This window comes from Candidatus Allofournierella merdavium (genome assembly GCF_944382735.1).
Taxonomy (GTDB): domain Bacteria; phylum Bacillota; class Clostridia; order Oscillospirales; family Ruminococcaceae; genus Allofournierella_A; species Allofournierella_A merdavium.
In genome coordinates this window covers 58487-81450 of record NZ_CALWND010000012.1, presented here as the reverse complement: position 1 = coordinate 81450, position 22964 = coordinate 58487, and the positions used below count along the sequence as shown (strand labels likewise).

The following is a 22964-nucleotide window of genomic DNA, read 5'->3' as shown; positions in this document are numbered from 1 at the left end:
TCCCCCGCCCGCGCGGGGGAGTTTTTATTGCGCGCGCCCGCCGGGCACGCCGTCAAATTAATAACAGCCGGCCGCCTCTTGCGCCGTCCGTTTTATACTTCTATAATAGAGAATGATATTTTATGCAAAATCATTCATGTGGAAGGTGATCGGATGACAAAGGCCGCGGAGCCGATGACCAGCGGCGCCATCTGGAAACGGCTTACCTTTTTTGCGCTGCCGCTGTTTTTGGGCAACCTGTTCCAACAGCTCTACAACACGGTGGACTCGCTGATCGTGGGCAACTTTCTGGGCAGCAGCGCCCTGGCGGCGGTGAGCAGTTCCGGCAGCCTGATTTTCATGCTCATCGGCTTTTTGAGCGGCATCGCCGGCGGCGCCGGCGTGGCGGTGGCCCGCCGTTTCGGGGCCGGGGACAACGAGGGCGTGGAGCGCGCGGTGCACACCACGGTGGCGTTCGGCCTGGTCGCAGGTTCTGTCATGACTGTGCTGGGGGTCCTGCTCAGCCCTCAGATCCTGCTCTGGATGGGCACCCCGGAGAGCGTGCTGCCCCAGTCCATCACCTACCTGCGCATCTACTTTGCCGGTTCGCTGTTCTTTGTGATGTACAACATCTTCGTGGGCATTCTGCAGGCGGTGGGCGACAGCCGCCATCCCCTCTATTACCTGATGGTCTCCTCGGTGGTCAACCTGGTGCTGGATGTGGTATTCATCGAGTTCGCACACACCGGCGTGGGCGGCGCGGCCTTTGCCACCGTCATCTCCCAGGCGGTGAGCGCGGTGCTGTGCCTGGTGCATCTGCTGCGCAGCCGGGAGTGTTACCGGCTGCGGCTGCGCAAGCTGGGGTTCGATCTCCACTACCTGCGGGAGATCATCCGGCTGGGCCTGCCCTCCGGCGTGCAGAACTCCATCATCGCCTTTTCCAACGTGCTGGTGCAGTCCAACGTGAACGCCTTTGGCGAGATGGCCATGGCGGGCTGCGGCGCCTACTCCAAGGTGGAGGGGTTCGGTTTTCTGCCCATCAACAGCTTCACCATGGCCCTGACCACCTTTGTGGGGCAAAATCTGGGCGGTCATGAATTCGAGCGCACCCGCAAGGGCGTGCGCTTTGGCGTGCTCACCACCGTGCTGCTGGCAGAGGGCATCGGCGTGGTCATTTTCCTGCTGGCGCCCCAGCTCATCGCCGCCTTTGACCCGACGCAGGAGGTGGTGAGGTTCGGCACCGACAAGGCCCGCACCTCCGCCCTGTTCTATTTTCTGCTGGCCTATTCCCACTCCATCGCGGCGGTGCTGCGGGGCGCGGGCAAAGCCATCATCCCCATGTTCACCATGATGGTCTGCTGGTGTGTCATCCGGGTGTCGTTTCTCACCATCACCGTGCCGCTGACCCACAGTATCCAGATGGTGTACTGGGTCTATCCCCTCACCTGGGCGCTGAGTTCCACCTTTTTCTTCTGGTATTACCACCACGGAAACTGGCTGAATTTTGAGATCGCCAACCGCCGCCTCCCCCGGCGCGCCGCTGAAAAAGATTGACACACCACCCAAAATATAGTAAACTGGGTAAGACGATTTCCGCCCCGGCAGGAAGCCGGCGGCCCGGCGCTGAAGCGTTTCGGTTTGCGCGCAAATTTTCAAAAACTTTGCTTTTGTACGATTTTATATGCTGATGAAGGCGTATGATCTCCCCGGCGGGGAGGCATACGCCTTTTTTAACTGCCCGCTTTTGCGGCAAGAAAGGGACACTGTCTTGAAACTGTTGAAGAAATGCGCCGCCCTCGCGCTGGCTCTCGCGCTGGGCCTCTCTCTCGCGGCCTGCTCCAATGCCCCCGCCTCCGCCCACTCCGCCACCTCCCCTGCCGTTTCCTCCGCATCCGGCGCGGCGGGTGCCCGCCTGCTCACCGACGGCGCATGGCGGCAGGTGGAACTGCCCGAAACAGTGGAACGGGTGGTCTGCGTGGGTGTGGGCGCGCTGCGCTACACCTGCTACATGGGCGCTGCCGACCGGGTGGTGGGCGTGGAGGACTATGAGAATGAGCCCTCTCTGACCCGCCTTTACAGCTATGTGAACGGCGAAAAATTCAAGGACCTGCCGGTGATCGGCACCAATGGCTCGCCCAGCGCCGAGGAGATCATCGCGGTGGATCCCCAGGTGATCGTGATGAGCGAGTACGCCTCGGCGGATGCCGACGATCTGGCCGCCCGCACCGGCATCCCGGTGGTGGTGGTGCCCGGCAGCGACACCACCCTGGACGAAAAGGCCTACGAGACGCTGCGGGTGCTGGGCGAACTGTACGGCCTGGAGGGCCGGGCCGAGGAGCTGACAAGCTATCTGGACGGCATCAAGGCGGACCTGGCCGCCCGCACCGCCTCCGTGCCCGAAACCAAGCGTCCTTCGGTGTATGTGGCGGGGGTCTCCTTCAAGGGGGTGCACGGCTTTGAGGGCACCGAAGCCCACTATGGCCCGCTGGAACTGCTGGGCGCGAACAATCTGGCGGACTCCACCGGCCAGGCCGGCGCTTTTGACATCGACACCGAGCAGGTGCTGACCTGGGACCCGGATATCATCTTTCTGGACTTCAACGGCATGGACCTCATCAATCAGGACTACGCCGCCAATCCCGATTTCTACAACGCTCTCTCCGCGGTGAAAAACGGCAAGGTCTATTCCCAGATCTCCTTCCGCTCCTACGCCTCCAACCTGGACACCGCCCTGGCCGACGCCTACTATGCCGGATGCGTGATCTACCCGGAGCAGTTCGCGGATGTGGACCCGGTGGAGAAGGCGGGCGAGATCTTCACCACCCTGCTGGGCGAAAATCCCTACAACGACCTGAAGGAGGCCGGATATGAATTCCGTCCCATTGTCCTCGGCAAATGACGTCCGGGACGCCACATACCACCGCAACCAGGTAAAAAGCCTGTGCTTTCTGACGCTGCTGGCGGTGGTGCTGCTGGCGGCGGCGCTGCTCTCGCTGCGGGCCGGCTCCTACAATACGCCCCTGGCCGAACTGGTGCGGGGGGTGTTCGGCCGGGCGACCGACGAAAAGATCAATCTGGTGGTGCGTGCCAACCGCCTGCCCCGCATCTGCACCGCCATTCTGGGCGGCGCGGGGCTGGGCCTTGCCGGCTGCATTTTGCAGGCCATCCTGCACAACCCCCTGGCCTCCGCTTCCACCCTGGGCGTCTCCCAGGGTGCCACCTTCGGCGCGGCCTTCGCCATCGTGGTGCTGGGCCTTGCCGGCAAAAGCGGCGTGGGTGTGACCCTGTGCTCCTTTGTGGGTTCGCTGGCGGTGGCGGCGGTGATCCTGGGGCTTTCCCGCTTCCGGCAGATCAGCCCTGAGGGCATCGTGCTGGCGGGGGTGGCCATCAGCTCCATGCTCACCGGCGCCACCACCCTCATCCAGTACTTCGCCAACGAGGTGCAGCTGTCCACCCTGGTGTTCTGGACCTTCGGCGACCTGGGCAGCACCGACATGGGCGATCTGGCCCTCACCGGGCCGGTGGTAGCGCTGCTGGCGGCCTACTGCGTGTTCCACCGGTGGGATTATAACGCCCTGCTGGGCGGCGCCGAGATGGCGGTGAGCCTGGGCATCAACGTGCGCGGCCTGACACTGGTGAGCATGCTGCTTTGCTGCCTGACCAGCTCGGTGATCGTCTCCCAGATCGGGCTCATCAGCTTCATCGGGCTGGTGGCGCCCCATCTGGTGCGGCTGGCGGTGGGCAACAACCACGTCTACCTCATCCCCGGCTCGCTGCTGGCGGGAGCCTCGTTGCTGCTGCTGGGCGACCTGTTCTCCCGCACGGCCATCGCGCCGGTGATTTTGCCCATCGGGGCCATCACCTCCTTTTTGGGCGGGCCGCTGTTCCTCTATCTTCTCTTCCGGGGAGGTCGACAGCCATGATCGAGGCAAAGGGCATCAGCTTCCACTACAAAAACTGCCCGGTGGTGCTGCAAGACGTGAGTTTTGAGGCCCCGGACGGCAGCTTCACCGCCATTCTGGGCAACAACGGCGCCGGCAAAAGCACCCTGCTCAAGTGCATGAACGGCATCCTGCGGCCGGACGCCGGCAGCCTGCTGCTGGACGGCGAGGACCTGCTGGCCATGCCCCACCGCCAGGTGGCGCAGCGGGTGGCCTTTGTGGCGCAGACGGTGGCCTCCACCCAGATGACGGTGCACGACATGGTGATGCTGGGGCGGCGGCCCTACATGGGGTGGAGTTTTTCCCGGGAGGACCACGCCATCGTCCACGCCGCCATGGCGCGGCTGGGCCTGATGGAGATGCGGGGCCGGTTTTTGAACCAGCTCTCCGGCGGCGAGCGGCAGAAGGTGATGCTGGCCCGGGCGCTGGCCCAGCAGCCCCGGCTGCTGCTGCTGGACGAACCCACCAGCGCGCTGGACATCCGCAACCAGTATCAGGTGCTCAAGATCGTGGGCGAACTTTGCCGCACCGAGGGGCTGACCGCGGTGGTGGTGATCCACGACCTGACGCTGGCGCTGCGCTTCTGCGATCGGTTTCTTTTGATGCGGGGCGGGCAGGTCTACCGCTGCGGCGGGCTGGAGGTGCTGGACAAGACCGCCTTGCGGGAGGTGTACGACGTGGACGCCGAGCCGGTGACGGTGAACGGGCGGCACATCGTGCTGGTGAACGAATAAGGGAGGAAAACCAATGGACGAAAACAAAGAACTCTGGCAGAGGGCCGCGGCCTTTCACGGCCATGTGTGCGGCGGGCTGACCATCGGCTACAAGGCATCGCTCTACGCCATCGAACTGCTGGGCATCGGGATGGAAGACGGCGTCTGCTCCAAGGACGAGGAGATCGTGTGCATCACCGAGAACGACGCCTGCGGCGTGGACGCCATCCAGGCCATCCTGGGCTGCACCGTGGGCAAAGGCAACCTGCTGTTCCACATCCGCGGCAAGCAGGCCTTCTCCTTCTACAACCGGAAAAACGGCCGCTCGGCGCGGCTGGTACTGCGCCCCGCCCCCGCCGGCATGAGCCGGGAGGAGTCCTTCGCCTACTACCAGGCGAAGGAGCCCGAAGAACTGTTCGACGTAAAACCCGCCGTCCTGGCGGTGCCCGAGCGGGCCCGGCTCTTTGACTCTTATGTGTGTGAGAGCTGCGGAGAGGTGACCGGCGCGAACTGGGTGAGGGTGGCCGGCGGCAAGCACTATTGCCTTGACTGCTACCCCGCCTACGACCGCTTCAACGTGTGACGATTTTACCAAAACGGGCGCTCTCCCCTTTTATGGGGAGGGTGCCCGTTTCAATTGTAAATTTTTTATGGCCCCGCCCCGCCGTTCTTGACTTTTGGCCGGCCCATGGTACACTATTTCTTGTTCGATTAACAGTTATTCGATTAATCATTCGAAAGGGGTGAACCAATGGAGCAGCGGCTGATCGATGTGCTGCGCCGTCTCAACCGCGTCACCCTGCTGCATAAGGTGCATGTGCACAATCTGTTGAGCGATACCGGGGTGTGGGGTTCTCAGATCCCCATTCTGTTGTATGTGAGCCGAAATCCCGGCTGCACACAGACGGACATCGCCGCGCACCTGATGGTTTCCAGCCCGTCCATCGCCACCTCCATCAAACGGTTGCAAAAGGCCGGTATGCTGGAGAAAAAAGCAGACGCCGCGGACATGCGCTGCAACCACATTACCCTGACGCCCCGCGGCCAGCGCACGGTGGACCGCGGGCGGGGCTATTACGAGCAGGTGACCGACCGGATGCTGCAGGGCCTGAGCGCCCGGGAGATCGATCTTTTGAGCGATCTGCTGGTGCGCATGGAGGACAATCTTGCCGGCGAGGAATACCGCGACAAGACCCTTCTCTGCCTTGCGGCGGCAGCGGACGGACCCCAAAACGAAGCAAAAGAGGAGGCGCAACGCCCTTGATACAGACACTTTTGAAATACGCGGGCCCCTATAAAAAGGAGTCCATCCTGGCGCCGCTGTGCGTGACGGCCGAGGTGCTGCTGGAGATCACCATCCCCTTGCTGATGAGCCGCATCGTGGATGTGGGCATTGAAAACAAGGACCTGGCCTATGTGGCCAAACTCGGCCTTTTGATGATCCTGATGGCGCTGGCGGGCATGGCCATGGGCGCGGCCAGCAGCCGTTTTTCCGCGGTGGCCTCCATGGGGTTTGGCAGCCAGCTGCGGCTGGCCGCCTTTCAAAATGTGCAGAATTTCAGCTTTTCCAACGTGGACAAATTCAGCACCGCCAGCCTGGTGACCCGCCTGACCACCGACGTGACCAACGCCCAGAACGCCTATCAGATGTGCATCCGCATGCTGGTGCGCGCGCCGGTGATGCTCATCAGCGCCACCTTCATGGCGCTGTCCATCAACCGGGAGCTGGTGACGGTGTTCCTGGTGGCCATCCCGGTGCTGGCCTGTGCCATCGGCTGTGTCATCCGGCTGGCCTATCCCAAATTCATCGCCATGCTGGCCCGGTACGACCGGCTGAACGCCAGCGTGCAGGAAAACCTCATCGCCATCCGGGTGGTAAAGGCTTTTGTGCGCTCGGAATACGAAAAGCAGAAGTTCAAGGAGGCCAACGATGACCTGATGCGCCGTTCCATCCAGGCCGAGCGCATCGTCATCACCCTGATGCCCATCATGCAGGTCACGGTGTACAGCTGCATCATCGCGATCCTGTGGTTCGGCGGCCAGCTCATCATCGGCGGCGTGATGCTCAGCGGCGAACTGATGAGTTTCATCAGCTATGTCACCCAGATCCTGATGAGCCTGATGATGATCGGCATGGCCTTTACCCAGCTGGTCATCAGCCGCGCGTCCATCCAGCGCATCGTGGAGGTGCTGAACGAACAACCCGAGATCGTGGGCGCGCCCGCGGGCGAGGGCCCTCAGCTGGAGGACGGCAGCGTGGTGTTCGACCATGTAAACTTCAAATACGCCAAGACCGCCGGCGAGGATGTGCTCAGCGACATCTGCCTGTCCATCCGCTCCGGTGAGACAGTGGGCATCCTGGGCGGCACCGGCAGCGCCAAAAGCACGCTGGTGCAGCTGATCCCCCGCCTGTATGACATCACCGGCGGCCGGCTGCTGGTGGGCGGGCATCCGGTGAAGGAATACAATCTGGATGTGCTGCGTCACGGCGTGGCCATGGTGCTGCAAAAGAACGTGCTGTTCAGCGGCACCATCCGGGAAAACCTGCTCTGGGGCGACGCGAACGCCACCGATGAGGAGATCGTGGAGGCCTGCAAGGCCGCCAGCGCCCACGACTTTATCACCTCCTTCCCCAAGGGCTATGAGACCGACCTGGGCCAGGGCGGCGTGAATGTGTCCGGCGGGCAGAAACAGCGTCTGTGCATCGCCCGGGCGCTGCTGGCAAAACCCAAGATCCTGATTTTGGACGACTCCACCAGCGCGGTGGACACCGCCACCGACGCGGCCATCCGCGCGGCGCTGCGCACCCACCTGAAGGACTCCACCAAGATCATCATCGCGCAGCGGGTGGCCAGCGTGTGCGACGCCGACAAGATCGTGGTGCTCAGCGACGGCAAGATCGCCGACATGGGCACCCACGACGAACTGATGGCCCGCAGCGAGATTTACCGCGAGGTGTACACCTCGCAGCAGAAGGGGGTGGAATAAATGGCAGGACATATGGCAGGCCCCGGCGGACGGCGGGGCGGTTTTGAGCGGCCGAAAAACGCGCGGCGTACCTTCATGCGGGTGCTGGATTATATGCTGCGCCAGAAATGGCTGATGCTGTGCGTGCTGCTGTGCATCGCCGTGAGCGCGGGCGCGGGCGTGTTCGGCACCTATATGCTCAAGCCCATCATCAACCAGGGCATTCTGCCGCTGGTGGGTCAGCCCCTCAATGCCGCCACACTGGCGCCGCTGGTGGGGATGCTGGCCATCACCGCAGCGGTGTATCTCATCGGCGCGCTGTGCACCTTCATCCAGCAGACCGTGATGACCTTCATCTCCAACCGGGCGCTGAACGGCATCCGGCGGGATCTGTTCAACAAATTGCAGGATCTGCCCATCCGCTACTTTGACAGCCGCACCCACGGCGACATCATGAGCCTGTTCACCAACGACGTGGACACCCTGCGGCAGGCCATGGCCCAGGGCATGATCCAGCTGGTGACCAGCGCGGTGACACTGGTGAGCACCTTCATCATGATGCTGGTGCTCAGTCCCCTGCTCACGCTGCTCATCGTGCTGATGCTGTTTGTGATGATCAAGATGATCGCGGTGGTGGGCAAGCGCTCCGCCAGCGGCTTCATGGCGCAGCAGCGGGCGCTGGGCGCGGCCAACGGCTACATCGAGGAGATGATCGAGGGACAGAAGGTGGTGAAGGTGTTCTGCCACGAGCAGGCGGTGAACACCCGCTTTGCCCAGCTGAACGAGGAACTGCGGCAGGCCGCCACCCAGGCAAACACCTTTGCCAACATCATCATGCCCCTGATGGGCAACCTCTCCTATGTGAACTATGCCCTCACCGCCGCCGTGGGCGCGGCGCTGGCCATCGCGGGGCGGCTGGACCTGGGCACCATCGGCAGCTTTTTGCAGTACACCCGTTCCTTCAGCCAGCCGGTGACCCAGATCAGCATGCAGTTCAACGCCATCCTGGCGGCACTGGCGGGCGCCGAGCGCATCTTTGCCGCCATCGACGAGACCCCTGAACTGGACGAGGGCTATGTGACGCTGGTGAATGCGGTCATCGGGCCCGACGGCTCCATCACCGAAAGCGAAAAGCGCACCGGCCAGTGGGCCTGGAAGTGGCCTCACCACGACGGGCGGCTGGAGTATGTGCCGGTGCGGGGCGACGTGACCTTTGAACATGTGGATTTCGGCTACGACCCGGACAAGATCGTGCTGCACGACCTGAGCCTCTACGCCCGGCCCGGCCAGAAGATCGCCTTTGTGGGCTCCACCGGCGCGGGCAAGACCACCATCACCAACCTCATCAACCGGTTCTATGAGGTGCCGGACGGCAAGATCCGCTACGACGGCATCAACATCACCAAGATCAAAAAGGCGGACCTGCGCCGGTCTCTGGGCATGGTATTGCAGGACACCCACCTGTTCACCGGCACCGTGAAGGAGAACATCCGCTACGGCCGGCTGGACGCCACCGACGAGGAGATCGTGGCGGCGGCAAAGCTTGCCAACGCCGACTTCTTCATCCGCCACCTGCCTCAAGGGTACGACACGGTGCTCACCGCCGACGGCGCGAACCTCAGCCAGGGGCAGCGGCAGCTGCTGGCCATCGCCCGGGCGGCGGTGGCCGACCCCCCGGTGCTGATCCTGGACGAGGCCACCTCCTCCATCGACACCCGCACCGAAAAGCTCATCGAAAAGGGCATGGACAAACTGATGGCGGGCCGCACCGTGTTCGTCATCGCCCACCGCCTTTCCACCGTGCGCAACTCCAACGCCATCATGGTGCTGGAGCACGGACGGATCATCGAGCGGGGCGACCACGACGACCTGCTGGCGCAGAAGGGCCGCTATTATCAGCTTTACACCGGGCAATTCGAACTGTCCTGAAACTTGCAGCAAAAGGCCCCGCAGGCATCGCCTGCGGGGCCTTTTTGTTTGTTTTACTCGGTGCGCCAGTAGTGCACGCTGTAAGGCGCAAGGCGGCTGCCGCCGCCGAAGTCGTGGGCCTCGCCGGTGATGAGGTCGGTGGCGCGGCCGGCGCCGGCGTCAAAGTGGGCGGTGTACTCCTCGCCGTCGGCGTTCACCGCCACGATCACCCGCTCGCCCTCCGCCGCCCGCTGGAACACCAGCTGCCGGTTGGTCAGCGCCAGGGTGCGATAATCGCCCTCGCAGAGCGCCCGGCTGCCCTCGCGGGCGGCGGCCAGCGCCGCCACCCATGCGGTGAGTTCATTTTCCCGCGGGCCGTCCAGCGCGGGGCGCAGGGCCGCGTCGCCGTCGCTCTTTTTCCCCTGCTGGCCCCACTCGCTGCCGTAGTAGACCGCCGGGGTGCCGGGCATCCCGAACAACAGGCCGTAGGCCGGGCGGATGTGGGCGGGGTTTGTGAGAATGCTGGCGATGCGCTCCACGTCGTGATTGTCCAGAAAGGCCAGCAGGTGTTTGCCCTTGTACAGCGTCCAGGGTTCGGGGCCGAACTGGCGGTTCAGGCTGTGGGCGATCTCGAACATGTTCATGCTGTTGAAGCTGGAATAAAGGCCCTTATAGCACTCGTAATTGGTCACCGAGTGGCAGGCGCTGTCGTTCATCCAGCGGTTGTAGTCGCCATGCAGGGTCTCCCCCATCAGCACAAACTCCGGCTTGAGGCCCTGTGTAAAGGCGCGCAGCCTGGCAAGGAAGTCCGGCGTGAGGCAGTAGGCCACGTCCAGCCGCAGGCCGTCGATGCCGTACTGTTCCACCCAGCCCTTCACTGCGGCGAAGAGGTGTTCTGTCACCGCCGGGTTGTTCAGATTGAGCTTCACCAGCTCGTTGTGGCCCTCCCACCCCTCGTACCAGAAGCCGTCGTTGTACTGGGTGTTGCCGTCGAAGTTCAGATGGAACCAGTCCTTGTAGGGGCTGTCCCACTTCTTTTGGCACACGTCCTCAAAGGCCCAGAAGCCCCGGCCCACATGGTTGAACACACCGTCCAGCATCACCCGGATGCCCGCGGCGTGGAACGCGTCGCACACCTGTTTCAAATCCTCATTGGTACCCAGGCGGCAGTCCACCCGGTTGTAATCACGGGTGTCATAGCCGTGCTTGTCGCTCTCGAACACCGGGTTCAGCAGCACACAGGTCATGTGCAGCGCCTTGATGTGCTCCACCCAGTCCAGCAGCTTCAGGATGCGGTGCTCGGTCACGCCGTCGTTGTACTCCGGCGCGCCGCACAGGCCCAGGGGATAGATCTGATAGACATTTGCCCGGTCAAACCACATAATCGGTTCCTTTCAGGGCCATGCGGGCCCGGCGTTATTTTTCTGCCGCAGACTGTTCCACGGTTTTTTCCCCTTCGGGAAGACTGCTCCCCTGGCCGTCCGCGGGATCGGCGGGGAGCGGGTTTCCGTCCTTGTCGATGCCTTTCGCCTTCAGCCGGCGGGCCAGCAGGTCGCTGGTGAGGGAGTAGAGCACGGCGAAGGTGGGCACGCCGATGACCATACCCACAAAGCCAAACAAACCGCCGCCCACAATGATGGCCACCAGCACCCAGATGGCGGAAAGGCCGGTGGAGTCGCCCAGGATCTTGGGGCCCAGGATGTTGCCGTCGAACTGCTGCAGGATCAGGATCAGCACCCCGAACTCGATGGCCACGATGGGGTCCACCATCAGCAGGATCATCACGCTGGGGATGGCGCCGATGAAGGGTCCGAAGAAGGGGATCACATTGGTGACGCCCACCACTACGCTGATGAGCAGCGCAAAGGGCATCTTGAACAGGCTCATCAGAATGAAGCAGAGCACCCCGATGATGGCGCTGTCGATCAGTTTGCCGTAGATGAAGCCGTTGAACACCCGGTTGGCGTTGCGGCACACGGTGAGCGTTCGCCGGGCCTTTTCCATGGGCAGAAAGGCGTAGATCACCTTGCGCATCTGGCTCAGCAGCCGATATTTGCCCATGAGCATATACACCGAGGCGATGAAAGCCGTGAGGGCCGACACCACACCGCTGCCCACCGCCATGCTGTAATTGAGCAGCTGGGGCATGAAGGTGCGCATCAGGTCGGTGGACCGCTGCATCAGGTCGGTATAGGAGAGCATCATCCCCTCGATCAGTTCCTCATCCAGATGGAACCGGGTGGACACATCCGCCACAAAGGAGTTGAGGCTGCGCAGGTAGGAGTTGAGGTTGTTGCCCAGCACCATCACGCTCTGCACCACCTGGGGCAGCACAAAACTCAGCAGCACGCTGAACAGCGCCACGGCCAGCAGGTAACTCACCGCGATGCTCACTCCCCGCTTCATCGAGAATTTTTCCTCAAAGAAGCGCACGGGGCCGTCCAGCAGGTAGGCGATCACAAAGCCCCCCACAAAGGGCGAGAGGACGCCCAGCACCCCGCCGATGGTCTGGCGCACCAGGTCCAGGTGGGACATGGCCAGATAAAAGGAGATGCCGATGAGCACCACCATCAGGTTGGAGAAGAAATTCGGGTTGGGTCTCCATCTGTTGTTCTGATTCATTCACACCGTTCCTTTTTGTTGGATTTTCCGCAAAGCGAGCCGCCGGTCACAAAAACCGCCGCAGCAGCGGGCGCAGCCGCAGCGCGTAGGCCCGCACCAGGTTGTTCAGCGCGGCGTCGTAGACCCAAAAGCACACGTTGGCCAGCACCACCAGCCCCGCCAGCGCCAGGGGCGCCGTCTGGGCGAACTCCTGCACGATGGCCTGGATGGGCAGCACATAGAGCATCAGCCCGTAGCAGGCGAACACAAGGCCGTTGAACACCGCCGTTTTCACCGCCGCCCGCAGCCACCGCCAGCGGATGCGCTGCAGATATGCCTTCAGCAGCGGATAATGCCCCAGCAAAAACACAAAGACGACGGCGCTCTCCTTGTCGGGCACAAAGAGGACGCACAGCAGCGACAGGGCGGCGTAGCTGACCCAGGCAAGGCGCATGCCGCACTCCATGGCCACCGGCACCAGAAAGAGCCCGCCCAAGGCCGGCGCGCAGAAGGTGGCAAAGGGCAGCACGCTGCCGCTCAGCATCATCGTCATGGCCAGCGCGCACATCACGCCGCACAGCGCGATGCGCCCGCTCTTTCTCCCGCGCATGGTCAGCACTGGCCGCAGTTGCAGCACAGGTCCATGCACATCATGGCGGTGCAGATGTCACAGCAGCTGCATCCCACCGCGTTCGCCTGGGTCCCCGCGCCGTAGGGGCCATAAGGGTTGCCGGGCATCTGGCCGTTCGCGGTGCTCTGCAGGTTGTGCAGCGCCGCCGCGTACTCCCGGTTGGAGGGCGCCAGGCGGCAGGCCTCCTGGAAGTAGCGCAGCGCCTCGTTCAGCCAGCCCTTGTAATAATAGGCGCTGCCCATCAGGAAGTTCCACTCGGCGCTGGCGGGGCCGTCGGGCATGGCCTGCAGCCGGGACAGTGCCTCGTCCACCCTGCCCTGCTGGATCAGCGCCCGGATCTCGGGCAGGCTGCCGGGGTCCGTCTGCCGCCCGTCCTGCCGGACGTCGTGGTCGCCCGTGTGGGCGGGCGCGCCACGCAGTTCGGCCATCACCTCGTCGAAGGCGGCGTTGATCTCGTCCATCTTCTTCTGCGCGTCCTCCTTCAGGGGGCCGGCCTCGTAGTTATCGGGATTGTATTTCTGCGCCAGCGCGCGGTAAGCGGCCTTCACTTCGTCCTCGCTCGCGCCGCGGCGCAGCCCCAGCACCTGATATGCGTCCATCGTTCCGTCCTTTCCGCGCCGGCGTCACACCGGCGCTGCGTGTTTTTCGTGTCTGGGCGGCTGCCCTGCGCGGCGGATGCCGGCGGGAAGGCCCAGGAAGATGATGTTGTCCAGAATGGGGCGGTTGAGTTCCAGCCGCAGCAGGTTGTAGCAGCGGGCCACCTCCCCCGCCGCCAGGCGGCACTGGAGGGCCGCCTGCCCGATGGCGGCGTCCCGGTCAAGGCCCATGCGCGCAAACACGTTGTAGCGGCCCCTTTCCCGGTCTTTTTCGTAATCCTCGGCGGCGTCCAGCCAATAGAGGATCTTGCCCAGAAACAGGCCCATCCGCTCCAGGATATGCGCCTGCTCCGGCTGCACCGCGCACTGCCGCAGGATGGCCGCGGTCATGCGGCCGGTGGGCTCCGCCGCCTCGTCGGGGTTCGCACAGCCCGCCTGTTCCAATGTTTGCTGGCACACCGTCTGCGCCGCCAGCAGTTCGTCCAGCTGCGGCTGGGCGGCGGCGGCCTTTTTGTGGGCCCGGCGCAGCAGAAGCCGCAGCGCCCCCGAGGCAAATCGCCGGGCAAAGGGCTCGTCCGCCAGATCGTCCGCCAGTTTGTACCAGCTCAGCAGCACCAGCGACGCGGCGGCCAGCCGCAGCCCGTCGGTGCCGGCGTGCATGCAGCGGCGGCGCAGCGGGTTTGCGATGCACCGCTTCATGCAGGGGCTGCCCTGCTGGCCGCTGAGCCCGTCGGCCAGCAGCGCCACGGTGACCAGGTCGTAGTTGAGGAGCATCCGGCTCACAAAGCCATAGTCCGTTTTCAGCTGCATGCACAGCCCGCAGTAAACAGCCCGGTAGCACTCGTACTCCCGCACCTTCATCTCGCCTTTGTCGGGGGTGACATAGCCGAACACGCCGGACGCCCCTTTCCACAGAAAATGGGCTGACAGCCGCCTTTCACTCTGCGCAAAAGCGCCGCTGTCAACCCTATTATCATACACTATTTTGCCCCTGTTTACAATTCACGCGCCCGCCGCGGGCCCATAATTCCCAAAAAATTTACATTCACACCTGCCGGTCCAGTTCATCGATGCGACAGAAGCGATACCCCTGCTCCTTGAACCAGTCGATGATGTCCGGCAGGGCGGCGGCGGTGGTCTTGCGGGTGGCCTTGGTGTCATGCATCAGCACCACACAGACGGTTTTCCCCTCCGCGCCCTTCACCACGTTGCGAAAAACGTCCTCGGCGCTGGGATGGCCGCCAGCCGCGTCCTCGGCGCAGACGTTCCAGTCCACATAGCGATAGCCCTTTTCCCCCGCCTGCGCCACCAGGCTCTTCATGATGGAACTGCCGCCGTATTTGCGGCTGACGGTGTTGGTACTGCCGCCGGGAAAGCGCAGCCAGTGCACCGTCTCCAGATCCACATAGGGGCTGATCTGCTGGCGCAGTTCCTTGATGTCCGCCCAGAAGGCGGTGGAACTGGCATAGATGGTTTTGTAGGAATGGGTGCAGCTGTGCAGGGCGATCTGGTGCCCCTCCTCCACCGCCCGCCTGATGAGGGGCAGGTGATCCCGGTTGTTCTCCGCCGCGACCACGAAGAAGGTGGCCGGCACCCCCTTTTCCTTCAGCACGTCCAGCACCGTCTCGGTGGTGGTGCTGGGGCCGTCGTCAAAGGTGAGAAACACCCGTTTTTCGCCGTTCTCCTCCTCCGCCAGCGCCTGCGCGGACACAAAGGTGGTGGCCTCCAGGTCCGACTGGCGGCACACCGGCGCGGAGCGCTGTGCCGCCCACAACATTGCGCTGGCCGCCGCCGCGCAGCCGGCGCACCAGGCCAGCACCCAGAGCCGCCGCTTTCGTTTCAGTGAATCTTTCATCTTCGCTTCGCCACCTTCTGCATTGTTGATTTGCCATCGCAAACCATTTATACTTATAGCTATGAAGTCAGGGGACGGGTTATCCCCTTTTGCGAGGAGAAAATGATGGAAATCGTGACCTTGATCCTGGCAGGGCTGGCCTGCGCGCTGAGCCTTGCCAATCTTCTGCGCCGCCCGCGGGGCCTTTCCGGCGAGGATCTGGAAAAGGTGCGGCAGGACCTGCTGGCCGAGATCCGCCAGACGCGGCAGGAACTTTCCGGCGGCGTGGCCGCCGGGCTGCAGGCCGCCAACGTGCAGACCGAGCAGAAGCTGGAGAGCATCCGCAACACCATGGAGGTGCGCCTGAACGCCATGCAGGCCGTGACCGACCGGCGGTTGGGCGAGATGCGTCAGACGGTGGACGAAAAGCTGCAAAAAACGCTGGAGGACCGGCTGCAGAAAAGTTTCGGCCTGGTGAGCCAGCAGCTGGAACTGGTGTACAAAGGGCTGGGCGAGATGCGCACGCTGGCGGCGGGCGTGGGCGATCTGAAAAAGGTGCTGAGCAACGTCAAGACCCGGGGCATTCTGGGCGAGGTGCAGCTGGGGGCCATTCTGGAGCAGATCCTCTCCCCCGGGCAGTACGCCGAAAATGTGGCCACGGTGCCGGGCAGCGCCGAGCGGGTGGAGTTTGCCGTGAAGCTGCCCGGCGGCGAGGGCGGCCCGGTGTGGCTGCCCATTGACGCCAAGTTCCCTCAGGACGCCTACGCCGCGCTGCTGGCGGCCTACGACGCGGCGGACAAAGCGGCGGTGGAGGCGGCGGCCAAGGAACTGGACAAGCGGGTGCGCGGCTTCGGCAAGGACATCCGCGACAAATACCTTGCCCCCGGCCATACCACCGATTTCGGGGTGATGTTCCTGCCGGTGGAAGGACTTTACGCCGAGGTGGTGCGCCGGGGCACCGCCGAGCGGCTGCAGCGGGAGTACAAGATCGTGGTGGCCGGCCCCACCACCATGGCGGCGCTGCTGAACAGCCTGCAGATGGGCTTCAAGACGCTGGCCATCCAGAAGCGCAGCAGCGAGGTGTGGCAGGTGCTGGGCAGCGTGAAGGCCGAGTTTGACACCTTCGGACAGGCGCTGGCCCAGGCACAGAACCGCCTGAACCAGGCCAGCAGCGAACTGGAAAACCTGGTGGGGGTGCGCACCCGGCAGATCCAGCGCAAATTGCAGCAGGTGACCTTGCTGCCCGGCGAGGAGGACGGCGGCGCGAACGACAGCGGCAAAAACCCCGCCGCCGGGCCGAACACTGGGTATTGACTTCCCCCGCATCCTATGGTAGAATACTTTTTGCGGAATTTCCCGCCTGATATGCGAGGGTGGCGGAACCGGCAGACGCGCACGTTTGAGGTGCGTGTGGTATATACCATGGGGGTTCAAGTCCCCTCCCTCGCACCAAGTTTGTTTATAAAGCTGTTCAAGCAGCGCCTTCTGGTGGCTTTCAGCTGTAAACGATGAGAATTGCTCTCCCTTCTGTCGGGGAGAGCTTTTTTCATGCAAAAAAGGCCCCAACCATCCGGGATTGCCGGACAGTTGGGGCCTTGCTGTATCATTCAGAATCTTCGCCGGTGTCGCTGGCGGTCGCCTCCACCTTATCCTTAGCGGCGGCCAGGATATTCACCAGGAACTCCGGCACCGGCGCGCCCATGGCGGCGGCGTTCTCCAAAATGCTGCCCAGCTCGGTGAGTATGTACCACACCAACACCACCGGCAACAGCAGCACCGTGTAATCAATGGGCAGGCCGGGCACCTTGGCAGCTACCATGCCCAGCACCGCATCCGCCAGCGCCGCCACGATGACCACCACGATCATGCCGCCCTTGTGCCAGATGCCGCTGCGGGCCTGGGCACTGGACCACTGGCCCGCCTTCATGGCCGCCGAGGAGCCGGAGATGTAGTCGATCACCATGCACGCCACCCAGGCCAGCACCAGCCAGCCCAGCCAGCCGAAGGCCGCGCCAAATGCGCCGAAGATGCCCACAATGGCGGCCTTCATCACCAGAAAGATGTTGTTGTTTTCCATGGTCTTCTCCTCCTTTACTGCAGTGCCGCGCCGGCGGCGGTGAGCTTGTCCGCAAGTTCCGAAACGCCGATTGCCAGGTCAATCAGCTGCTGGCCCTGGGCCGCCTGGGCCGCCTCGATCCGGCCCAGCGCCGCCAACACCCCGGTCAAATCAACGGCGGGGGCCTGGGGCTTGTCCTCCGGCTGCTCCACAGGCGGCTGCTCGGCCCCCTCATCCCCCTCCGGCTCCTCGTCCGGGGTAGTGTAGTCCTCACAGCCCAGGCCCAGGGCCAGCGCCTTGTTGCTCACAGCAGCCCGGTCGCCGGCCGACATGGGCCCCACAATGATGAAGTCTCCGTCATCTACGGCGGCCACCGCCAGGTTTTCCGCCAGGGTGCGGATGGTCGCCCGGTCACCGCCGGAAACGGGGCCGATCTTCAGGGTATCGCTGGTGTACATGGGTTTTTCCTCCTTTTCTTCGTCAGGCTGGAAGTAGATCCAGTCCCGGTCCACGTTGGTGCTGCCCACGCCGTACTTGCCGCCGTAGCCGATGCGCCCGAACTGCCAGCCGCAGAGCTTGTCCCCCAGGCTGGCCATATAGGCCCCCCACTTGGTATGTACCTCCTCGATGGAGGAGCACCCGTCAAAATCCGGGTCGTTGGGGTCGGCGTAGTAGTAGGCCAGCCACACCGGGCAAGTCAGCGCATCCATGTCGATGCTACTCTGTGCCCAACTGGCGGAGCAATACACACAGGGGGTGTAGCCCGCCGCCCGCAGCCTGGCGGCCGCCTCGTTCAGCAGGGCGGTGTTTTCCGCCGGGGTGAGTGTCATGGCCTGGCCTTTCTCAAGCTCCTGATCCAGCGCCACCCAGCTGGTGATGCCCCGGCCTTCCAAAATCTCCATCAGCACGTCCAGGTGCTTGTGCATGATGGTGCGGGCGGCGTTCACGTCGCCGTCGTTCTTGTTCGCGTAGTGGTGGGTCAGAAAGATGTACGCGCCGGTGCGCAGGCCCGCCGCTTTGCAGTCGGCGGCGAACTGCTGAAAACGCACATCCATGAAATTGCCGTAGGCCGCCCGCAGAATGACGGTGGAAACGCCCGCCGCCTGCGCCGCCGCCGGCGTGAAGGTGTTCTGATGTTTGGAAATGTCCAGTGCTTTTTGCATTGTGTCCTCCTTTTACGCGGTTTTTGTCCAGATCGTGAGCGTCTGATACCCGGCCGTTGGGTAAATGAACGTAAAGGACTCGCTTGCCAGCGATCCGCCGGAGCGAAGTGTATCGGGCTGCATCAAGAGCAGTTGTCCTTTCGGGGAACTGTCATAAATGGTCGAAACCGGGGCGGGCAAATTTACGGTCAAATTGCTTGCACCAGTGCAGCTAAGTCCGTAAAAAGTAGCGATGCAAATTCCTCCGATCACACTAAAAGTGCACACCTCTGGCGCCGTAGATGTGACTCCGTTACCCAGTTGAATTTTGGTTGCCGGAACATCCTGTACGCGCATGGTTTGGCTCGTCCACGTCCCACCAATGGCTGTGTTGGGGTCAAACGCGCCATTTGCCGATGTGATGGTGTCTCCCACCTGATACTCCAGATTTTGCGTGGTCACGCTCACGGCCCCGCTCACGGGTGTCTCGCCGTTGACCTCCTTGACCAGCGTCGAGGGGTCGATGCTGGTGGCACTCTCTGCGGCCTGCGCTGCGCTGGCGGCAGCGGCCTGCGCGTTGGCCAAGGTCTGCTCCGCAGCGGTTTTTATTTCCTCTGCTTTGGAAATGGCCACCTGCTCACTGGCGGCGGCGCTGGTCGCGCTGGCTGCAGCAGCCGTCTGACTGGCGCGCGTTTGTGTCGCCAGCTCATACATCTCAGACAGGATCTGGTCCCAAGTGCTCCCCTGCGGGGCCGAAACAAACGTCTCGTCCTCTTTTATTTCGATGCCCGAGGACGTGATTTTAATCACTTCTTCGTTGTTTCCGTAGCCGACCAGCATCACCTGGGCATGGCCCGGCTTGCTGGTAAACTGTCTGTCCACATTCCATACAAGGGTGATGGTGTCATCGTCCGTAACGTCCTGCTCCAGCGTTTGTTCAACCATTGTTTCATACGCCGCGTTCGTCATTCTCACGGCCATTCGCAGCTGGCTCAGATCCAGCGCCCCCACCATTTTGGGGCCTACGATCCGGATGCTTTCCGCCATGTTTTCCCCTTGGACAAACAGGTTGAAAACCGGGTTTGTATCCAGCTTCTTATTTTCGTCAAAGGTAATTTGCATTTGTTCACCACCTTAGTCAATCTGACGCCATCCAAGTGTTTGGCTCCAGGCATAATAATGATCTTTTTCCGGGTTCGCACTCAGTAAAATGCGATCTGTTTCCAGGTCGTTGCTTTGCACCGAGTTGGCGATCTCTGCTCTGTCAGCAAAAATTTCCGTCACGGGGTTTCCAATCGGGAAAAGCACCACATATTCCCCGCCGGCTTTCTGGATATACACCTTTTGCCCGGCTGCGAATTTGCAGGTGGTGTTGCACTTGTAGTGCTTCTCGGTCGGGGATGTTTCCGCACCGATGTAAAGGCTCAGGCCGTCACTATGGACTCCGGCCACCGTGGCAAAATGGAACTCCGGCTGGGCTCTCTGCTGCTGCGCCGCCACCTGCTGCTCGGTCTCCAAAATCAAATGATCATCACCCGCTTTCCAGTGTGCTGCATACGGTACGGGGCACTCAGGTCGATGCTCCATCGCGTCTCAGCATAGATTCCGCTGTCCGGTCCAAAACTCAACGCCACCACATCGAACGCCTGATGCACCGGGTTGGGCCCGGTGCTGAAGGTCGTCTCTGTGGTGGCCAGCAAACTCTTGAATTTCAGGTTGTCCACAAAGGCCTGCAGCTCTTCCTGGCTGGCGATGTTGTCCAGCGTGTCATAGTCGACCACCCGGCGCAGCTGGTTCACGGTGGACAGCGCGCTGTCCGGGTCGTTGTTCACGCTTTCGGCCCGAAGCGGCGTCTGGTTTTCCGCATCCTCCACGACGCGAATGAACACATTGGCCCGGTCGAACGTGTCAATCACCTGTTCTGTTTCCGGATACAGCAGGCTGTATTGCCCGGCGGTGTAGTCCATCGTGATATTCTCCGCTGTGGCCTGCAGGTATTTGCTGCAGCGTATGGTGCCCTGCAAGTCCATCCACAGGCTGTTGTAGTTGATTTCCGCCAGAAGGTCGTTGCAAATGTCCATGCGGGATGTTCCCGGCTCCCAGTCTTCACGGGCGGTGCGGATCGTGGCGTCGCTCGGCTCGATGATGAAGTCAGTGATCCCGCTTTCGATCAGCAGCGCCTGCAGCGCGTCCGTGTACTTTGTGCCGGCCGCGATGTAGTGCCGCTGCTCCGTTTTTGAGCTTTGCACCAGGTATGTGAGGTCGTATGCGGTGTAGCTGCCGACGCGGCGGCCCGCCTGGGTGGTCTGCGGTTCTATGCCGCAAATCACATATTTTCCCAGCGGGTGCGCTGCTCCGTTGATGTGCATAATGACCTGCAGGCGATCGGTCAGCGTGTTTACTTTGTCGTTGATTTCAAAATCCCCGGTCAGGGTCATTTTAATGCCCGCAGTATTGTCCATGCTGATCTGTGCCGCGGTTTCACTGTCGGCAGTCAGGCGGGTGCATTCCACGTTGCTGCGCAGCACCAGATATTCCACACTAATCATAGGCAATACGCTCCTGCACATCGGTCTCCTGGATCGTCAGACTGAAATTGATCCTCTTGGTGTGCTCTGCTTCAATGCTTTCCAGCGTTCCGATCACTCGGGCGCCCCGATAGTCCTTGTACAGCACGGTTTTCCCTTCCAGGGCCTTCAGTGCTTCCCATTCTGCTTTTTTGCGCACTGTGTATTCCACCGTGTGACTTACTGTTTTCCAGCCGGTTTCGTATGCCACCGGCAGCGCCCGGCCTGCGTACTGCACATACTCCGTTCCGGCCGCCCGCTTTTCGCTGTGCACAAACGGCCCCTCTTCGTGCAGCTTCAGCACCATCCAGTGCGCAAAGTCTCCCCATTGGCAAATTGCTCCGTATGGAACTGCCGTTATTCCCACGATGGCGTTGCTGTCTGTATAGTATCCATCGCCTTTCACGCCGCGCACCGTATACCAATGCTTTCCGTTGGCGGCCCAGTCCATCCACTGCCTGATTTCTGCCCCCGCTTTCCCAATAGGGATTCCATCCCGCAGCAGGTAAAAGGCCTGATATTCTCCTTCTGTGATCCATTCCACAGATACCCCGAACCGCCTTTTTGCCGCGCTCGCGCTGATCGTTTCCGCCGGGACATTCTGCACAGTGCCATCAATGCTGACCCAGTTGCTCCACTGGCCCTGCTTGTCGATGATACGAACCTGTGCGGTAAAGTCCCCGTCCTGCAAAAACTCCGGCAATGTGAGCTGTTTTGCCAGCCCAAAAACAGTGCCGCTGTCAAACAGCAGCTGCCCGCCGCTCATTACCTGGACCTGATAGCCTTGCTGGTTGACACTGGCCCATTCCACGGCCAGTCTCGGCCTGGCATTTGTGGTCACATAGCTGGGCGGCAGCGGCTTTTTGGCCACGATGATATAGGCCGCCGCGCTGTATTCACCTGGGATTCCATCCGAGTTGAAGCAGCGCACTCTCCATGCTGCCGCACCCGCTTCCAAAGTGCCTGCGTTGACTATGGCTTGCCGCACGTCTCCCTGTGCAGTCACAAGTTCCTGCCATTTACCGCCCCCGTCATAGCTGACCTGCAGTTCTGCTTTGGTTTGCGGTGTCCCGGTGGGGCTGTCATAGTCCCAGGAGAACGCCTGCGCTGTGTCGCCGTCCACACGAACGCCCCTCGGGCTTACAGCTATCGCCGTGCCCGTCTCGTCCGTGTTGTTCACGGTGATCCAGTCGCTTACTGCCGTGCCGCCGGCCGTTGTCGTAATCGCGATCTGAATCTGACCCGTGCCTTCGGTAAATGTGCCCGCCGGGATGGTCGCCGTGGTGGCGCCGCCTTCGACACGAATTGTTTTTGTCGTTCCGCCGCTTTTGCAGCGCACTTCTGCGCTCACCTGTTTTGGCGTTCCGATCATATTTTTGTTGCTGTCATACCCGGTTGACCAGGAAATGCTTTTTGCAAGATTTTTGGGGATGTATATTCCATTCGTGAAACCTGGTGTCACGCGCACGGTAGGCGGTGAGTATGTGATCACTGCCTGTGGGGTTTGTTGGCTCAAATGGGATTTTATATGAGCAATCACGGATGTGTAACGCCCATATTCGATTGTAATCTGTATCTTGCAACCGTTTTGCAGCGCGTTTAGATATTCACTGGTAGCTATGTCATCATCAAATTCAACTTCACACCACACATAGCCGGATGGCATACTCTCCTGCCAAAATCCAACGCTTCGAGATAACTCCTTTTGCGCTGGTCTTGTGTTGTATGTGATCGAATTTTGTTTGAACGGTTGGGCCAGTGGAAATACATACAAATAGATAAACTGATCTGTGATTTTATTGACCGTAAACTGAGCGTAAAGCTTAACAACGTAATTCGATACTACTGCGCCTTGCGGTATTTCGATCTTATCAAACGAGACATAGGCTATTTTATCTGGATTTTCCGAATAACTTTGCGGATCTCCCGTTTTGACGTCCAACGTTTCAAGTCCGCTCCAGTTTTTATCTGGTTCAGTTCGTGACACAACGGCCATTTGATTCGCATTAACGGTTATGCTTGGCACACA

General features: G+C 61.8%; 21 protein-coding genes and 1 tRNA gene. 10 read left to right on the top strand and 12 right to left on the bottom strand.

All coding sequences use genetic code 11. The features are described 5' to 3' along the window. Positions 1–153: 153 nt before the first annotated feature. The 8 genes from ACH2A7_RS10860 (at position 154) to ACH2A7_RS10825 (ending at position 9529) form a co-directional block, all read left to right on the top strand. Positions 154–1533, top strand: coding sequence for an MATE family efflux transporter (locus ACH2A7_RS10860; RefSeq protein ID WP_394961950.1), 1380 nt, complete (start codon positions 154–156; stop codon positions 1531–1533). Positions 1534–1747: 214 nt separating this feature from the next. After that, positions 1748–2878, top strand: coding sequence for an iron ABC transporter substrate-binding protein (locus ACH2A7_RS10855; protein WP_394961949.1), 1131 nt, complete (start codon positions 1748–1750; stop codon positions 2876–2878). Beyond that, positions 2847–3902 carry a FecCD family ABC transporter permease gene (locus ACH2A7_RS10850; RefSeq protein ID WP_394961948.1) on the top strand — a complete coding sequence of 352 codons (1056 nt, stop codon included), beginning with the start codon at positions 2847–2849 and terminating at the stop codon, positions 3900–3902. Before ACH2A7_RS10855 ends, ACH2A7_RS10850 begins: the two co-directional genes overlap by 32 nt. Continuing rightward, a complete protein-coding gene (locus ACH2A7_RS10845) occupies positions 3899–4654 on the top strand; it encodes an ABC transporter ATP-binding protein (RefSeq protein WP_394961947.1) in 756 nt (251 codons plus the stop codon). The genes ACH2A7_RS10850 and ACH2A7_RS10845 overlap by 4 nt, the downstream gene beginning before the upstream one ends. Positions 4655–4667: 13 nt before the next feature. After that, entirely contained in the window at positions 4668–5216 is a 549-nt protein-coding gene (locus ACH2A7_RS10840; RefSeq protein ID WP_394961946.1) for an FmdE family protein, read from the top strand. Between the two features lie 168 nt (positions 5217–5384). Further along, complete coding sequence (locus tag ACH2A7_RS10835) at positions 5385–5897, top strand: MarR family winged helix-turn-helix transcriptional regulator (RefSeq protein ID WP_394961945.1); 513 nt, start codon at positions 5385–5387, stop codon at positions 5895–5897. Beyond that, positions 5894–7621, top strand: coding sequence for an ABC transporter ATP-binding protein (locus tag ACH2A7_RS10830; RefSeq protein WP_394961944.1), 1728 nt, complete (start codon positions 5894–5896; stop codon positions 7619–7621). The genes ACH2A7_RS10835 and ACH2A7_RS10830 overlap by 4 nt, the downstream gene beginning before the upstream one ends. Continuing rightward, positions 7622–9529 (top strand): ABC transporter ATP-binding protein, encoded by a 1908-nt coding sequence (locus tag ACH2A7_RS10825; protein WP_394961943.1) that lies wholly within the window; start codon positions 7622–7624, stop codon positions 9527–9529. A gap of 53 nt (positions 9530–9582) precedes the next feature. Here the strand turns inward: ACH2A7_RS10825 and ACH2A7_RS10820 are convergent, their stop codons facing one another. The 6 genes from ACH2A7_RS10820 to ACH2A7_RS10795 all read right to left on the bottom strand — a co-directional run bounded on the left by ACH2A7_RS10820 (position 9583) and on the right by ACH2A7_RS10795 (position 15191). Further along, a complete protein-coding gene (locus ACH2A7_RS10820; RefSeq protein ID WP_394961942.1) occupies positions 9583–10890 on the bottom strand; it encodes an alpha-amylase family glycosyl hydrolase in 1308 nt (435 codons plus the stop codon). 34 nt (positions 10891–10924) lie between these two features. Then, positions 10925–12130, bottom strand: coding sequence for an AI-2E family transporter (locus ACH2A7_RS10815; RefSeq protein WP_394961941.1), 1206 nt, complete (start codon positions 12128–12130; stop codon positions 10925–10927). 46 nt (positions 12131–12176) lie between these two features. Next, positions 12177–12746, bottom strand: a complete 570-nt coding sequence (locus ACH2A7_RS10810; protein WP_394961940.1) for a hypothetical protein — start codon at positions 12744–12746, stop codon at positions 12177–12179. Beyond that, complete coding sequence (locus tag ACH2A7_RS10805; protein ID WP_394961939.1) at positions 12722–13339, bottom strand: DnaJ domain-containing protein; 618 nt, start codon at positions 13337–13339, stop codon at positions 12722–12724. Before ACH2A7_RS10805 ends, ACH2A7_RS10810 begins: the two co-directional genes overlap by 25 nt. Before the next feature lie 24 nt (positions 13340–13363). Further along, a complete protein-coding gene (locus ACH2A7_RS10800) occupies positions 13364–14230 on the bottom strand; it encodes a DUF5685 family protein (protein ID WP_394961938.1) in 867 nt (288 codons plus the stop codon). Between the two features lie 151 nt (positions 14231–14381). Then, the gene (locus ACH2A7_RS10795; protein WP_394961937.1) at positions 14382–15191 is read right to left on the bottom strand and encodes a polysaccharide deacetylase family protein; all 810 of its coding nucleotides are present in this window, start codon (positions 15189–15191) and stop codon (positions 14382–14384) included. A 105-nt stretch (positions 15192–15296) separates the two neighbouring features. On the opposite strand from ACH2A7_RS10795, the gene ACH2A7_RS10790 reads away from it, so the two are divergent. Continuing rightward, entirely contained in the window at positions 15297–16484 is a 1188-nt protein-coding gene (locus ACH2A7_RS10790; protein ID WP_394961936.1) for a DNA recombination protein RmuC, read from the top strand. Between the two features lie 53 nt (positions 16485–16537). Continuing rightward, positions 16538–16622: transfer RNA gene (locus tag ACH2A7_RS10785), tRNA-Leu, on the top strand. A 151-nt stretch (positions 16623–16773) separates the two neighbouring features. On the opposite strand, the gene ACH2A7_RS10780 is transcribed toward ACH2A7_RS10785, so the two are convergent. The 6 genes from ACH2A7_RS10780 to ACH2A7_RS10755 are packed head-to-tail and all read right to left on the bottom strand — an operon-like array spanning position 16774 to position 22961. Beyond that, on the bottom strand, positions 16774–17247 hold the full coding sequence (locus ACH2A7_RS10780; protein WP_394961935.1) for a holin family protein: 474 nt from the start codon (positions 17245–17247) through the stop codon (positions 16774–16776). 14 nt (positions 17248–17261) lie between these two features. Beyond that, complete coding sequence (locus ACH2A7_RS10775) at positions 17262–18389, bottom strand: GH25 family lysozyme (protein ID WP_394961934.1); 1128 nt, start codon at positions 18387–18389, stop codon at positions 17262–17264. Between the two features lie 12 nt (positions 18390–18401). After that, entirely contained in the window at positions 18402–19490 is a 1089-nt protein-coding gene (locus tag ACH2A7_RS10770) for a hypothetical protein (protein WP_394961933.1), read from the bottom strand. Between the two features lie 12 nt (positions 19491–19502). After that, on the bottom strand, positions 19503–19892 hold the full coding sequence (locus tag ACH2A7_RS10765) for a hypothetical protein (protein ID WP_394961932.1): 390 nt from the start codon (positions 19890–19892) through the stop codon (positions 19503–19505). Then, positions 19889–20917 (bottom strand): hypothetical protein, encoded by a 1029-nt coding sequence (locus ACH2A7_RS10760; protein WP_394961931.1) that lies wholly within the window; start codon positions 20915–20917, stop codon positions 19889–19891. Before ACH2A7_RS10760 ends, ACH2A7_RS10765 begins: the two co-directional genes overlap by 4 nt. After that, complete coding sequence (locus ACH2A7_RS10755; protein ID WP_394961930.1) at positions 20910–22961, bottom strand: DNRLRE domain-containing protein; 2052 nt, start codon at positions 22959–22961, stop codon at positions 20910–20912. Before ACH2A7_RS10755 ends, ACH2A7_RS10760 begins: the two co-directional genes overlap by 8 nt. Between the last annotated feature and the right edge of the window lie 3 nt (positions 22962–22964).

Excerpts from the sequence above, each read along its gene's own strand:
- ACH2A7_RS10860 (WP_394961950.1), top strand. The coding sequence starts at position 154 with ATGACAAAGGCCGCGGAGCCGATGACCAGCGGCGCCATCTGGAAACGG.
- ACH2A7_RS10850 (WP_394961948.1), top strand. The coding sequence starts at position 2,847 with ATGAATTCCGTCCCATTGTCCTCGGCAAATGACGTCCGGGACGCCACA.
- ACH2A7_RS10845 (WP_394961947.1), top strand. The coding sequence starts at position 3,899 with ATGATCGAGGCAAAGGGCATCAGCTTCCACTACAAAAACTGCCCGGTG.
- ACH2A7_RS10840 (WP_394961946.1), top strand. The coding sequence starts at position 4,668 with ATGGACGAAAACAAAGAACTCTGGCAGAGGGCCGCGGCCTTTCACGGC.
- ACH2A7_RS10835 (WP_394961945.1), top strand. The coding sequence starts at position 5,385 with ATGGAGCAGCGGCTGATCGATGTGCTGCGCCGTCTCAACCGCGTCACC.
- ACH2A7_RS10825 (WP_394961943.1), top strand. The coding sequence starts at position 7,622 with ATGGCAGGACATATGGCAGGCCCCGGCGGACGGCGGGGCGGTTTTGAG.
- ACH2A7_RS10820 (WP_394961942.1), bottom strand. The coding sequence starts at position 10,890 with ATGTGGTTTGACCGGGCAAATGTCTATCAGATCTATCCCCTGGGCCTG.
- ACH2A7_RS10815 (WP_394961941.1), bottom strand. The coding sequence starts at position 12,130 with ATGAATCAGAACAACAGATGGAGACCCAACCCGAATTTCTTCTCCAAC.
- ACH2A7_RS10805 (WP_394961939.1), bottom strand. The coding sequence starts at position 13,339 with ATGGACGCATATCAGGTGCTGGGGCTGCGCCGCGGCGCGAGCGAGGAC.
- ACH2A7_RS10795 (WP_394961937.1), bottom strand. The coding sequence starts at position 15,191 with ATGAAAGATTCACTGAAACGAAAGCGGCGGCTCTGGGTGCTGGCCTGG.
- ACH2A7_RS10790 (WP_394961936.1), top strand. The coding sequence starts at position 15,297 with ATGGAAATCGTGACCTTGATCCTGGCAGGGCTGGCCTGCGCGCTGAGC.
- ACH2A7_RS10780 (WP_394961935.1), bottom strand. The coding sequence starts at position 17,247 with ATGGAAAACAACAACATCTTTCTGGTGATGAAGGCCGCCATTGTGGGC.
- ACH2A7_RS10775 (WP_394961934.1), bottom strand. The coding sequence starts at position 18,389 with ATGCAAAAAGCACTGGACATTTCCAAACATCAGAACACCTTCACGCCG.
- ACH2A7_RS10770 (WP_394961933.1), bottom strand. The coding sequence starts at position 19,490 with ATGCAAATTACCTTTGACGAAAATAAGAAGCTGGATACAAACCCGGTT.
- ACH2A7_RS10760 (WP_394961931.1), bottom strand. The coding sequence starts at position 20,917 with ATGATTAGTGTGGAATATCTGGTGCTGCGCAGCAACGTGGAATGCACC.